The 13,871-nt window shown below is 38.1% G+C and carries 15 protein-coding genes and 1 other RNA gene; 15 read left to right on the top strand and 1 reads right to left on the bottom strand.

Translation table 11 applies throughout. The annotated features are described in order from the left end of the window. Positions 1-85 precede the first annotated feature (85 nt). Positions 86-451: a transfer-messenger RNA gene (gene ssrA, locus ACPT8O_RS07040) on the bottom strand. A 171-nt stretch (positions 452-622) separates the two neighbouring features. Here ssrA and dinB point away from each other — a divergent pair. The 15 genes from dinB (at position 623) to bioA (ending at position 13,870) form a co-directional block, all read left to right on the top strand. Then, positions 623-1,690, top strand: a complete 1,068-nt coding sequence (dinB, locus tag ACPT8O_RS07035; protein WP_041175324.1) for a DNA polymerase IV — start codon at positions 623-625, stop codon at positions 1,688-1,690. A gap of 33 nt (positions 1,691-1,723) precedes the next feature. Beyond that, positions 1,724-2,260, top strand: coding sequence for an elongation factor P hydroxylase (locus ACPT8O_RS07030; RefSeq protein ID WP_021035116.1), 537 nt, complete (start codon positions 1,724-1,726; stop codon positions 2,258-2,260). Positions 2,261-2,461: 201 nt separating this feature from the next. Further along, positions 2,462-3,121 (top strand): tetratricopeptide repeat protein, encoded by a 660-nt coding sequence (locus tag ACPT8O_RS07025; RefSeq protein WP_041175325.1) that lies wholly within the window; start codon positions 2,462-2,464, stop codon positions 3,119-3,121. Further along, a complete protein-coding gene (locus ACPT8O_RS07020; protein ID WP_425623317.1) occupies positions 3,121-4,170 on the top strand; it encodes an MBL fold metallo-hydrolase in 1,050 nt (349 codons plus the stop codon). The genes ACPT8O_RS07025 and ACPT8O_RS07020 overlap by 1 nt, the downstream gene beginning before the upstream one ends. A 174-nt stretch (positions 4,171-4,344) precedes the next feature. Next, positions 4,345-5,109, top strand: coding sequence for a tetratricopeptide repeat protein (locus tag ACPT8O_RS07015; RefSeq protein ID WP_021035119.1), 765 nt, complete (start codon positions 4,345-4,347; stop codon positions 5,107-5,109). Positions 5,110-5,210: 101 nt separating this feature from the next. Beyond that, complete coding sequence (locus ACPT8O_RS07010; RefSeq protein ID WP_051263889.1) at positions 5,211-5,753, top strand: tetratricopeptide repeat protein; 543 nt, start codon at positions 5,211-5,213, stop codon at positions 5,751-5,753. Positions 5,754-5,832: 79 nt separating this feature from the next. Further along, positions 5,833-6,138 (top strand): hypothetical protein, encoded by a 306-nt coding sequence (locus ACPT8O_RS07005; RefSeq protein WP_227894300.1) that lies wholly within the window; start codon positions 5,833-5,835, stop codon positions 6,136-6,138. A 109-nt stretch (positions 6,139-6,247) separates the two neighbouring features. Continuing rightward, positions 6,248-7,330 (top strand): peptide chain release factor 1, encoded by a 1,083-nt coding sequence (gene prfA / locus ACPT8O_RS07000; protein ID WP_172452371.1) that lies wholly within the window; start codon positions 6,248-6,250, stop codon positions 7,328-7,330. A 52-nt stretch (positions 7,331-7,382) separates the two neighbouring features. Next, positions 7,383-7,823, top strand: a complete 441-nt coding sequence (locus ACPT8O_RS06995) for an RDD family protein (protein ID WP_041175326.1) — start codon at positions 7,383-7,385, stop codon at positions 7,821-7,823. After that, positions 7,823-8,701 (top strand): peptide chain release factor N(5)-glutamine methyltransferase, encoded by an 879-nt coding sequence (gene prmC / locus ACPT8O_RS06990; protein WP_021035122.1) that lies wholly within the window; start codon positions 7,823-7,825, stop codon positions 8,699-8,701. The genes ACPT8O_RS06995 and prmC overlap by 1 nt, the downstream gene beginning before the upstream one ends. Next, entirely contained in the window at positions 8,701-9,504 is an 804-nt protein-coding gene (locus tag ACPT8O_RS06985) for a SirB1 family protein (protein ID WP_021035123.1), read from the top strand. The genes prmC and ACPT8O_RS06985 overlap by 1 nt, the downstream gene beginning before the upstream one ends. A 14-nt stretch (positions 9,505-9,518) precedes the next feature. Further along, complete coding sequence (gene kdsA, locus ACPT8O_RS06980; RefSeq protein WP_021035124.1) at positions 9,519-10,373, top strand: 3-deoxy-8-phosphooctulonate synthase; 855 nt, start codon at positions 9,519-9,521, stop codon at positions 10,371-10,373. 58 nt (positions 10,374-10,431) lie between these two features. Beyond that, positions 10,432-11,379 (top strand): 2-hydroxyacid dehydrogenase, encoded by a 948-nt coding sequence (locus ACPT8O_RS06975; RefSeq protein ID WP_021035125.1) that lies wholly within the window; start codon positions 10,432-10,434, stop codon positions 11,377-11,379. Further along, positions 11,379-12,560, top strand: coding sequence for a lipoprotein-releasing ABC transporter permease subunit (locus ACPT8O_RS06970; RefSeq protein WP_021035126.1), 1,182 nt, complete (start codon positions 11,379-11,381; stop codon positions 12,558-12,560). Before ACPT8O_RS06975 ends, ACPT8O_RS06970 begins: the two co-directional genes overlap by 1 nt. Positions 12,561-12,580: 20 nt before the next feature. Further along, positions 12,581-13,870, top strand: coding sequence for an adenosylmethionine--8-amino-7-oxononanoate transaminase (gene bioA, locus ACPT8O_RS06965; protein ID WP_041175411.1), 1,290 nt, complete (start codon positions 12,581-12,583; stop codon positions 13,868-13,870). Position 13,871: the final 1 nt, after the last annotated feature.

Genomic DNA, 13,871 nt, shown 5'->3' with positions numbered 1-13,871 from the left:
TCTTTTATATACCTATAAGACACTAAATAAAAACGGTCAAACCATTGATTTTTCAATAAATTTGACCGTTTGTGATCTTGTTTAGTGGTGGAGCTGGGGGGAGTTGAACCCCCGTCCGAAATTACTCTACCTTTAGTACTACACGTTTAGTCTCGTCTTTAATTTCACTTAAGCATGCGGACAGACACGCTAAACTTAAGCTAGTTTGATTCAATTTAGTGCTTCGATCCTCAAACGGCGGCTTCCACACGATCTCGTTTTGGTTTGACTCCGCGTTATCCCCGTCTTACGAGCGGAAGCTAGGGCGCGAAGGCTAAATGCAGGTTATTAAGCTGCTAAAGCGTATTGTTCGTCGTTTGCGACTATTTTTTTGCGGTTTATTTACGAGGCCTACCGCACCTCGACGTGCACCTTGGGCTTCGCTAATCCCGTCGAATCCAGAATCAGCCCCAAAATTATGCGTAGTCTAGCAAAAAAAGAAAGGTAGGGAAAGTTGAGATTGATTGAATTGCTGCGTTAAAGGGCATTTATAAAAGATTAAATTGCTAGGTTATTAATTTTAATGTATATTTAAACAGTTGTTTGCTTGATTAATATTAGAAAAAATTTAACCGCACTTTTTATGTTGCAAGATAAAAAAATTATTCACATTGATATGGATTGTTTTTACGCATCGATTGAGATTCGTGAAAATCCTAATTTGCTGGGAAAGCCTGTTGCTGTAGGTGGTTCTTCTCGTCAGCGTGGTGTATTAACAACTTGTAATTATGAGGCGAGAAAATTTGGTTTGCATAGCGCAATGCCTACGGCTCAAGCCATAAAAAAGTGTCCTAATCTCATTCTTGTGCCTGTGAATATGACGTTGTATAAACAAGTTTCGGCACAAATTCATCAAATCTTCCAGCGTTATACCGATATTATTGAACCACTTTCTTTAGATGAAGCTTATTTAGATGTCACGCACTGCCAAAAATGTTCAGGCTCTGCGACTTGGATCGCACAAGAAATCCGCCAAGCAATTTTTGATGAGTTGAATTTAACCGCCTCCGCTGGTGTGGCGCCTTTAAAATTCCTTGCCAAAATTGCTTCGGATATGAACAAACCTAATGGGCAATTTGTGATTAATCCGAACGAAGTCAGTGAATTTATTAAAACCTTACCTTTAAAGAAAATTCCTAGCGTAGGTAAAGTAACATCACAACGATTACTCGATATGGGATTAGAAACTTGTGCTGACATTCAAAATTTTGATCAAATTGTCTTATTAAACCAATTTGGTAAAGCGGGTAAACGTATTTGGGATTTTAGCCACGGCATTGATGATCGTGAAGTACAAGCCCATCGTGAACGTAAATCAGTTGGCGTAGAACAGACGTTGATTGAAAATATTCACACAATTGAGCAAGCTTTAGCCTTATTGAATAATCTTTATCAAGAACTACTTCGTCGCCTTGAACGTGTTAGCCGTAATATACCGTTATCTGCACTTCGTAAAATTGGCGTAAAGCTTAAATTTGAAGATTTTCAAGTAACTACTTTAGAGAAAACTGGTTTGTCACTTTCTTTAGAGAGTTTTCAGCAATTACTTCCTCAAATTTTTATGCGAGCAAAAGGGCGATCGATTCGTTTGATTGGGCTACATGTCAATTTACCCGAAGAAAATAAACGAGAACAAATGAGCCTCTGGTGATATAATTTCGCGGTTTTTTTAGGAGTCGATACCATGGAACATAAATTAGAAGATATTATTGCGATTTTTAATCAATGTTTTGAAGAGGAATACAACACTCGCTTAGTCAAAGGCGGTGATGAACCGATTTATTTACCCGCAAATGATGAAGTGCCTTATAACGCGATTTATTTTGCGCAAGGCTTTTACAGCAGTGCATTGCACGAAATTGCCCATTGGTTAGTGGCAGGCAAAGAACGTCGTAAACTAGAAGATTTTGGTTATTGGTATGAGCCAGATGGACGTTCTGAAGAACGCCAGCGTGACTTTGAAAAAGTTGAAGTGAAACCGCAAGCATTGGAGTGGATTTTGGCAACGGCGGCTGGTTTCCGTTATTTTGCCAGTGCGGATAATTTGAATGGCAATCCAGGCGATACACAGCCTTTTAAACAAGCCGTGTATGAACAAGTGAAAATCTATGCGGAAAAAGGTTTACCAAAACGAGCGGAAACGCTACGTCATGCGCTTGCTATATTTTATGGCACAGAAGATGAAATTAATTTGGCTAAGTTTGATGTCGCGCGTATTTAATAGTAGAAAGTGAGCAAGATAGCTCACTTTTTTCAGTCTTAATAACCCCAAATTCCCTCCTAATTAAATAGTTCAATTTTTAATCATTTTACACCCAGTATACTGGGTGTTGTACTCTCTTTACAGAGAGTACAACAAAACATCTTGCTAAACAAAAAATGTTTGGTTGTTTCAATTATTGATTAATAAATGGACGATTTTATGAAATTCTCAAAAACACTTATTACTACTGCTATTCTTGGCTTTTCACTTGCTTCTTTTCATTATACTGCTTGGGCAGATACGCCTGCGCAGCAATTCCAACAAGGTTTAACCGCTTATAAGCAAAGCGACTATCAAACCGCCTTTAAACTTTGGTTATCTTTGGCAGAACAGGGGAATGCTATTGCTCAATTTAATTTGGGTTTGATGTATATAAATGGACAAGGCGTCAAACAAGATGATTTTGAAGCAGTGAAATGGTTTCGCAAAGCTGCGGAGCAGGGATATGCAAATGCTCAAATTAATTTGGGTGTGATGTATAAGAAGGGACGCGGCGTCAAACAAGATGATGTTGAAGCGGTGAAATGGTATCGCCAAGCGGCGGAGCAGGGGGATGCAAAGGCTCAATTTAATTTGGGCAATATGTATCGAAACGGACAAGGCGTCAAACAAGATGATGTTGAAGCGGTGAAATGGTATCGCCAAGCGGCGGAGCAGGGAAATGCAAATGCTCAAGCTCTATTAGGATTAGAATATCTTTTAGGAAAAGGTGTTCAACTCAATAAAGCTTTAGCCAAAGAATGGTTTGGTAAGGCTTGTGATAATGGGGAGAAAATAGGGTGTGAATATTACGGTAAGCTAAATAGAGGGGAATGCTAATGCCAATCTTACAATGCGAATTTTGGAATGTGGGGCAGGGATTATTTTCAAGTGGGCGTATTCAAATGGGAAACGCCCCATCCTTTCATTGGGTTTATGATTGTGGCACGAATTCAAGTCAGAAACTTATCCAAAATGCCGTGCAAAAATATAACCAGCAAGAAAATAATGCTGATATTGATTTATTAGTGCTTTCGCATTTTGATAAAGATCATATTAGTGGTGTAAAAGAACTACTCAAAAATAAGAGAAAAATAAAACGCTGGGTTGTGCCTTATTATCCCTTATGGCAACGCTTAGTAATTGCTTCTCTTTTAGATATTCAGCCAGATGATGAAGAATGGGCATTTTATCAGAACCCTATTCAATATTTAAAAACTGATTTTGCTGAAGAATTAAACGAAACCAAATTTCTCTTATTACCTGCAAAAGAAAATGAGAGTGAAATTTCGATAAGTCTTGATCCAAGTAATTTTGATGATGTACTTTCTTTTGAAACTACTGAAAAATTATCAAATGAATTTGATAAGTCAGAACAAAATTTACATTGGTTTAATCCTAATAAAGCCCTTTTATTTAGAAAAGGCGAAGAGCAGTTTGAATTTGTTTTATATAATGTGTCATTTCATTTGCTTGCAAAAGTGCCAACAAATTTGACCGCTTTTCAAAAGCAGGTTAAACAAATTATTCAATCTCATCGGTCTAATTCCACAGACCCAACTCCAGCCTTAAAAACACTCTACTCTCTCGCATTTGGAAATGGAAGTAAAAACAAAAATATTATTTCTCAATATTTATATATTCGAAATATAAAACTCCCTTCTTTTTGGGGAATGGGAAATAATCATATTTTTGATGTTTCGACAGACAATGAAAATGAAATAGCGGTTATTCCAAAGGATAAAACAAAAAATGCCATTTTATACACCGGCGATGCGTTTTTAAATGATTTGCCATTATTAACCGATTTAACGCAATCATTAGGTGCGGAGAGAATGGCGAGAATTTATTGCTTGCAAGTTCCCCATCACGGTTCAAAGCATAATTAGCAACAAGGATTAGCGAAGATATTGTCGCCTTGTATTAGTGTATTTTCAGCCGATAGCCAACGAAGAAAAGGTCATCCACACGGAGAAGTACTTAAAGATTTTGCGACTTATACGCCAATTTTAGTGAATAAAACTAAAAGATTATCCATTCATTCAATTTAATAGGAAATTAAAATGAAACTCACAAAAACACTTCTTACCACCGCACTTTTAGGTGCTTCTATCTTTTCTTTTCAATCAACCGTTTATGCAATGGAAGAGGAGCAATTTGATAAGATTATTCATTTATTTGAACAGAAAGATTTTAAGTCCGCATTAGCAATTATTCGTCCTTTAGCAGAGCAGGGAGATGGGATTGCACAGGGGATGTTAGCGGTGTTATATAAAAATGGCGATGGCATAAAGCAAGATTATTTTGAAGCGATAAAATGGTATAAAAAATCGGCTGAACAAGGTGTACGTATCGCTCAATATGATTTAGCTGGTATGTATATTAACGGCTTGGGTGTAAAACAAAATTACCAAGAAGGCTTTAAATTATTGAAGGAAGCTGCGGAGCAAGATGATGTTGATGCCCAATTTAAAGTGGGAATGATGTATAAAGATGGAGTTGGCGTAAAACAGAATAATACGGAAGCAGTGAAATGGTTGAAAAAAGCGGCAAATCAAAATGATACTGAATCCCAAATGATATTGGGCGATATGTATTATGATGGCGATGGAGTAAAAGAAAATAAAACTGAAGCCATAAAATGGTATCAAAAAGCAGCAGAAAATAATAATTCTCGAGCGCAGGCAATAGTTGGTCTTGCTTATATGGGCGGAATAGGAGTAAAACAAAATTTTGCCACTGCCAAAAAATGGTTTGGCAAGGCTTGTGATAATAAAGAGCAAAAAGGTTGTGAGATGTATAAACAATTAAATCAAGGAACAAAATAATGAAGAAAAAATTAACCTTAGCCGTTTTATTATTGGCAGTAATTGGTGGCGGATCGGTGTATTTTACCTAATATTACCCAGAACAGGCAGAAATTCGAAAGTTGGAACGTTTATTAGAGCGTGAACAGCATTATGCAGATGTAAAGGCAAGAAAGGAATTAGAAAACTTTCCTGCTGAACGTTTGCGTGTGTTGGCTGAAAAAGGTTATCCAGTTGCACAATTTCAGTTGGCTCAAGTATATGAAAGTAATAACCAAAAAGAATTTGCTAAAAAATGGTATGAGAAAGCAGCAGCTCAGAATTATGCTGAGGCTTATTATCAATTATCCAATTTAGATAAGCAAAGAGAAGATGAATCCCTTGAAAAAGCTGTTCAATTAGGAAGTTATCAGGCGAAATCTTCGAAAGCTAGGGATTTATATGAAAAGGGAGATAAGCTAAGTGCAATAATGTTACTAAATCAAAATGCTGAGGCAGGGTATCCATCTTCACAGGCAGATCTAGCTGTAGCCTATTTTTATGGAGATGGTGTTCAGCAAGATTGGTCTAAAGCATTTTACTGGTATAGTGAAACTTATAGGAGTATTAACATCAATAATTCGGATGATGTGTTTGTAACATTTGATTTTTCTGAGCATCTTTAGCATTGATATTTACCAAAATTTAGCTACGCTTTATTTATTGGGATTAGGTACGTCAAAAAATGAAAAAATGGTTGAGGAATTGATTAATAAATGTAATCGCCATCTAGGTTGTAAAGGTAAAAAAATTAACGATACCACCGATTTAAAACTGAATATTCTTAGTCGTGATGATTTACCAAATCAACCTGATCTTCAAGAAAAAATCGAAGCGATTAAAGAAGAATTGGTGTTAAGTAAAGATCCGAAAGTGTTAATTAAGCTAGGCGAGTTGGAAAAAGATAAATCCAAAGCCAAAAAATATTTTGGCGATGCTTGCGATTTACGCAGTCAAGAAGGGTGTGATAAATATCGTGAGCTCAATCAAAAACAAGACACCAATAAATAGTGGGTAAATCACAAATAAAGCGTCTGAAATTCTTAATCTCCTTTTCACTGTCAATTCTCCCTAAAATCGGCTAGAATACGCCGATTTTATTTTCGGTGACTTACAAATGATGAAAGATTCCATTATTGCAAAATTAGAAAGTTTAAAAGAACGTTATGAAGAGCTAGAAGCCTTATTGGGTGATGTTTCTGTGATTAGTGATCAGGATAAATTCCGTGCGTATTCTAAAGAATATTCTCAACTTGAAGAAGTGGTGAAATGTTTTAATCGTTGGACGCAATTAAATCAAAATATTGAAGAAGCTGAAATATTGCTCGACGATCCTGAAATGAAAGAAATGGCGCAAATGGAAATCGAAGAATCCAAAGCGGAAATTGAAGAAGTGGAACAGCAACTTCAAATTCTTTTATTGCCGAAAGATCCTAATGATGAATATAACTGCTATTTAGAAATTCGTGCGGGAACAGGCGGCGATGAAGCAGGCATTTTTGCGGGAGATTTATTCCGTATGTATAGCCGTTATGCGGAAAGTAAACGTTGGCGTATGGAAGTATTAAGTGAAAATGAAAGTGAGCAGGGCGGATTTAAAGAAATTATTGTTTTAGTGAGCGGAGAAGGTGTGTATGGTCAGTTGAAGTTTGAGTCTGGTGGTCATCGTGTGCAACGTGTACCAAAAACTGAATCGCAAGGGCGTATCCACACTTCTGCTTGTACCGTTGCGGTAATGCCAGAATTGCCGGAATCTGAAATGCCAGAAATTAATCCTGCGGATTTGCGTATTGATACTTATCGCTCATCAGGCGCTGGTGGTCAGCACGTAAATACAACGGATTCTGCGGTGCGTATTACACATATTCCAACAGGCATTGTGGTGGAATGTCAGGATGAGCGTTCACAGCACAAAAATAAAGCGAAAGCAATGTCGGTATTAGCGTCACGTATTGTTCAAGCAGAGCAAGAACGCCAAGCCGCAGAACAAACAGATATGCGCCGTAACTTGTTAGGTTCGGGCGATCGTTCTGATAAAATTCGTACATATAATTATCCGCAAGGTCGAGTGACTGATCATCGTATTAACCTCACTATTTACCGTTTAGATGAAGTGATGAATGGTAAAATTGATGAACTGATTCAGCCGATTATTACTGAATATCAAGCGGATCAGTTAGCGGCGTTGTCAGAACAAAATTAATAATAGGGGAGTCTGATTTCAGATGTCCTTTTTAACTTTACAGGGAAATACAATGATCATTGAAAATCAAAAAGATGCGGAATTTTCTTCTGCTTTCCAGCCTTCTCAACCCGCTCAAGCGAGCAGTTTTAAACGCTGGCTTGCGAGTATGATTAATGGGCTTGTACTTTGGGTGATGGTTGGTCTTGGTTTTGCATTGGGGGATTTTGCTGGTGTATTAGGGACGATGGTATATATTGGTTTTCAGTTATATTTTATGAAAACTTATGGCCAAACAATGGCAAAACGCTGGTTAGGCTTGCGTGTATTTAATTATCATACCAATCAACCCGTTGAATTTGGTAAATACATCGGTCGCGAAATTATTGATATTTTATTGGCGTGGACGAGTTTCTTATTGATTATTAGCGGTATTGTTGCACTGGTGCGAGATGACCGCCGTTCTTTAACTGATTTAGTGGCTGGCACGATTGTGTTAAAAGACGAAAATTAATGAATTATAAAGAATGGCTGGCACAAGCGAAGGCGGATTTAGCTCAAAAAAATCCCTCTGAAAATAGTAAAATTGATGCGCTTGTGCTTCTTCAATATGCTACTGGCAAACCGCGTACGCAAATCCTTGCTTTTGATGATACTGAGATTGATGAAAAAGTGCGGTTAAAATTGACCGCACTTTTAGATCGCCGTTTAAACGGAGAACCTATTGCATACATTCTTGGCGAAAAAGAATTTTGGTCATTGCCATTAAATGTCTCAAAAGGTACATTGATTCCAAGACCAGATACCGAAATTTTAGTGGAAAAAGCATTACAAATTGCGTTAGTAAAATTGGAAGAAAATCCACCGAACTTTCGTATTCTTGATCTCGGCACAGGCACAGGTGCTATCGCGTTAGCATTAGCCTCGGAGCTTTCCTCTATTTGTCAAAAACGACAAATTTCATTAGAAATAATTGGTGTTGATCTTATGCCCGATGTTGTGGCGTTAGCCCAATCTAATGCGGAAAGAAATCAGCTAAATGTAGAATTTTTGCAGAGCCGTTGGTTTGAAAATATAACAGGGCAATTTGATCTTATTGTCAGCAATCCACCTTATATTGATGCGCAAGATGAACATTTACGTCAAGGCGATGTGCGTTTTGAACCGCTTTCCGCATTAGTGGCGAATGATGCTGGTTATGCTGATTTACGTTATATTATTGAGTCAGCACCGAATTATTTGAATTCTAATGGTGCATTATTGCTTGAACACGGATGGCAACAAGGCGAAAAAGTGCGGTCAATTTTCCTCGAAAATCATTGGGAAATTGTTGAAACTGTACGCGATTATGGCGACAATGAACGCGTCACTTTAGGTTTTTGGAAGAAGTAATGAAATATTATCGACGTGCGTTATACGATAAATTTGTGCATTTTTATCTTGTTATCTCTGATGATGGCAGTTTAGAAGCACAACTTCGGGGAAAAATGGGTGGGCTTGTGCGTAAAGCACGTAAAGAAATTTCGCCAGATTGGTCGAAAGAAGAACAGATTCATCATTTGCTACAACTATTTTACGGCGATTGGGGCTTTTGTTGCGATCCAGAAGCGTATTTCTATGCACGTAATTTATATTTGCCCTATGTCCTCGAGTATCGTCAAGGAATGCCAGTGACTCTTGGGGCAATTGTGCTTTATTTAGCTGAGGCATTGGATTTACCGATTTATCCAGTAAATTTTCCAACGCAGCTCATTTTACGTGCTGAAGTAAGAGATGAAGTGGCTTTTATTGATCCTTGGGATGGCACTTATATCTCGCAAGAAAAATTACAGCAATTTTATGAAGGTGCATTTGGGTTTGGTGCGAAAATTCAACCCGAAGAACTTGATAGAGCCGATCTTTCCTTGCTTTATTCTCGTTTTGAGCAACTGGCGAAGAATGCGCTTATTCGTGAAGAGCATAACGATATGGCATACCACTATATTAAGAATTTAATGATTACTGACGCTGAAAATCCTTATCATATCCGTGACCGCGGTTTGGTTTTAGCTCAGATGGGGGCTTATCCTTCAGCATTGAAAGATTTAGAATTTTTTGTGGAACATTGTCCAAAAGATCCAACGGCGGCGTTTATCCGCACGCAACTTTTAGAACTAAAAGGCGAAATTAATAAAGATACTTTTCCCCTCCATTGATTTAAGGAAAATTTATGCAAAATAAAATTGTAAAAATTGGTAATATTGATGTTGCAAACGACAAACCTTTCGTGCTTTTTGGCGGAATGAATGTCCTGGAAAGCCGTGATATGGCAATGCAAGTGTGCGAAGCCTATGTGAAAGTGACAGAGAAACTTGGCGTGCCTTATGTATTTAAAGCTTCTTTTGACAAAGCGAATCGATCATCTATTCATTCTTACCGTGGCCCAGGTATGGAAGAAGGATTAAAAATTTTCCAAGAATTAAAAGAGACCTTTGGTGTAAAAATTATTACCGATGTACACGAAATCTATCAATGTCAGCCTGTTGCTGATGTTGTAGATATTATTCAACTTCCCGCCTTTTTGGCGCGTCAAACAGATCTCGTTGAAGCGATGGCAAAAACAGGTGCAGTGATTAATGTGAAAAAACCACAATTTTTAAGCCCTGGTCAAATGGGTAATATTGTGGAAAAAATCGAAGAATGTGGTAACGATAAAATCATTCTTTGTGATCGCGGTACAAACTTTGGGTACGATAATTTAATTGTGGATATGCTTGGCTTTAGCGTAATGAAAAAAGCCTCTAAGGGTAGCCCTGTTATTTTTGATGTAACCCATTCACTTCAATGCCGTGATCCATTTGGGGCAGCATCAAGTGGTCGTCGTGCGCAAGTAACGGAACTCGCACGTTCAGGTTTAGCTGTCGGCATTGCAGGTTTATTCTTAGAAGCGCATCCAAATCCAAATCAAGCGAAATGTGATGGCCCATCAGCGTTACCACTTTCTGCTCTTGAAGGTTTTGTGTCTCAAATGAAATCCATTGACGATTTAGTAAAATCTTTCCCAGAATTGGATACCTCAATTTAAATTTCATCAAAAGTGCGGTTAATTTTGACCGCACTTTGTATATAAAAAGGAGCAATTAATGAACATCGTATTTTTAGATAGCACGGCTATTCCTAAACATATTTCAATTCCTCGCCCAAGTTTTGAACATACTTGGACTGAATATGATTATACGTCTTCTGCCGAAACCATTGAGCGAGCGAAAGATGCGGACATTGTTATTACCAGCAAAGTCATTTTTGATCGAGAAACGTTAAAACAATTACCTAAGTTAAAGTTGATTGCGATTACTGCAACAGGTACAAATAATGTTGATCTTGCGGCAGCAGAAGAAATGGGTATCGCCGTGCGTAATGTGACAGGTTATTCCAGTACAACTGTACCAGAACACGTAATTGGTCTGATTTTTTCTTTAAAACACAGTTTGGCTGGTTGGTTACGCGATCAAAGGGAAGCAAAATGGGTGGAAAGTAAACAATTTTGTTATTTTGATTACCCAATTACAGATGTGCGTGGTTCAACATTGGGCGTATTTGGTAAAGGTTGTTTAGGGACAGAAGTTGGGCGTTTGGCGAATGCCGTGGGAATGAAAGTACTTTATGCAGAACATAAAGATGCTACTGTTTGCCGTGAAGGTTATACGCCCTTTGAGGAAGTATTAAGACAATCGGATATTGTGACGTTGCATTGCCCATTAATGGAAACAACCAAGAATTTAATTAATGCAGAAACCTTATCCAAAATGAAAAAAGGTGCATTTTTGATTAATACAGGGCGTGGGCCTTTGATTGATGAACTTGCCTTAGTTGATGCGTTAAAAACGGGGCATTTAGGCGGAGCGGCTTTGGATGTAATGGTAAAAGAGCCACCAGAAAAAGATAATCCGTTAATTTTAGCCGCAAAAATGATGCCTAATTTAATTATCACTCCACATATTGCTTGGGCGAGCGATAGTGCAGTGACAACATTAGTTGGCAAAGTAATGCAAAACATCGAAGAATTTGTACAACAATTAAATCAAAAATAATGAATTTCCCTATTTCCTTTTATATTGCGCTACGTTATTGGCGTGCGAAAAGTGCGGATCGTTTTGGGCGATTAGTCACAAATCTTGCAAGTTTGGGGATAGTGCTGGGAGTTATGGCATTGATCATTGTGCTTTCTGTGATGAATGGTTTAGAGAATTACCAAAAACAACAGGTGTTATCTTCCATTCCTCACGCAATTGTCAGTGAAGATCAGCCTATTTCTACGGAAAAAACGCTAGAAAATTTACCGCACTTTGTCCAAAAAGCCGTGCCGATCAATACAACAAATGTGATTTATCAAACAGCAAAAGGCGTGAGCGCAGGACAAATTATAGGTATTCAATCATTTTCTGATGATCCTTTGGTTGAATCTTTTGATCAGGCTAAATTTAATGAAATTTTGCCTAGTGGGGAATTTAAACTAGTCATTGGCGATCAACTGGCGCAAAAACTGGGCGTGAATGTTGGGGATAAAATCCGTTTGATGATTACGGAAAATAGCCAATATACACCATTCGGTCGGGTGCCAATGCAGCGTTTATTTACTGTTAGCGATATTTATTATGATTATGGCGAAGCATCTGGTTATGAAGCCTTTGCTAATATTACAGATATTGGTCGCTTAATGCGTATTCAACCGCAGCAAGCGCAGGGCTATCGTTTATTTTTGAATGATCCGTTCCAAATTACAGAACTCCCACAACATTTCCCAACACAAAAAATCACGGATTGGCGTATGCAAAAAGGCGAATTTTTCCAAGCGGTGAGAATGGAAAAAAATATGATGGGATTGCTGATTAGTTTGATCATTGTTGTGGCGATTTCCAATATTGTCACTTCGTTAAGTTTGATGGTGGTGGATAAACAAGGGGAAATTGCGATTTTGCAAACTCAGGGCTTAACAAAATCTCAAGTTCGTTCAGTGTTCATTTATCAAGGATTACTGGTGGGATTTGTTGGCACATTGCTCGGTGCTATTTTGGGTGTTTTAGTTACCTTGAACTTAACAGAGATTGTAAGTGCGGTAAATCCACAAGGTGTTTTTTTTCCGACAGAATTATCCTTGATTCAAATAATTTTTGTTATTGGATTTTCGCTGTTACTTTCCTTGCTTTCTACACTTTACCCTGCTTATCGTGCGGCGAAAGTAGAACCTGCCGCTGCCTTGCGATATGAATAAGTTTTAATGGTAAATGAATGATGGATGAACAATCACTTTTAGCTTTTGATACACAACATATTTGGCATCCTTATTCTTCAGTTTCTTCTGATATGCCGCTTTATGCGGTAGAACGCGCTGATGGCGTGATGATAACCTTAAAAGATGGTCGTCATTTGATTGATGGTATGTCTTCTTGGTGGGCAGCGTTGCACGGTTATAATCATCCACGCTTAAATGCGGCTGCACAGAATCAATTGGAAAAAATGAGCCATATTATGTTTGGTGGATTTACCCACGATCCAGCGGTGGAATTAGCTCAATTATTAGTACAAATTTTGCCCAATGGACTGGATAAAATCTTTTTTGCCGATAGCGGTTCAGTTGCGGTAGAAGTGGCGATGAAAATGGCTATTCAATATCAGCACGCAAAAGGGGAACCACAGCGACAAAAATTTGCCACTATTCGTTCAGGTTATCACGGCGATACGTGGAATGCGATGTCAGTGTGTGATCCAACCACAGGTATGCATCATTTATTTCATCAAAGCCTGCCCGTGCAGTATTTTCTTCCTCAACCTAATGTTTCATTTAATGAATCTTGGAATGATTGTGCGATTGAACCTTTAGCTGATTTACTTCGAGAAAAAGGTAATGAAATCGCCGCACTGATTTTAGAACCTGTTGTACAAGGTGCGGGCGGTATGTATTTTTATTCGCCAACTTATTTAGTGAAAGCACAAGCACTTTGTAAACAATATGGCGTTTTGCTGATTTTTGATGAAATCGCTACGGGATTTGGTCGAACAGGAAAATTATTTGCAGCCGAACACGCAGGCATTTCGCCAGATATTATGTGTATCGGTAAAGCCTTAACAGGTGGTTATTTAACTTTATCGGCAACCATTACAAGCACTGAAATTGCGCAAACTATTTGTAGCGGTGAGGCTAAATGCTTTATGCACGGGCCAACTTTTATGGCAAATCCGTTGGCTTGTGCGATTGCGGCGGAATCTATCCGTTTATTGTTAGAAAGCCCTTGGCAGCAAAATATTCAGCGAATTGAGCATTTCTTAAAACAACAGCTTTTGCCTTTAGCTGAAAAAGATTATGTCAAAGAAGTTCGCGTATTAGGGGCGATAGGGGTGGTTGAAATGAAAAGTGCGGTAAATATGAAAACTTTAGTTCCGCGTTTTGTAGAACAAGGTGTTTGGATTCGACCTTTCGGAAAATTGGTTTATGTTATGCCGCCGTTTGTGATTAAAGATGATGAACTTCAGAAATTAACAAAAGGCATGATTCTGGCTTTAACACAGGAATATGAACATTAGG

The organism is Haemophilus sp. HN_Hi08 (assembly GCF_049824455.1).
Classification (GTDB): Bacteria; Pseudomonadota; Gammaproteobacteria; order Enterobacterales; family Pasteurellaceae; genus Haemophilus; species Haemophilus influenzae_D.
This window is presented reverse-complemented; position numbering and strand designations above follow the sequence as displayed.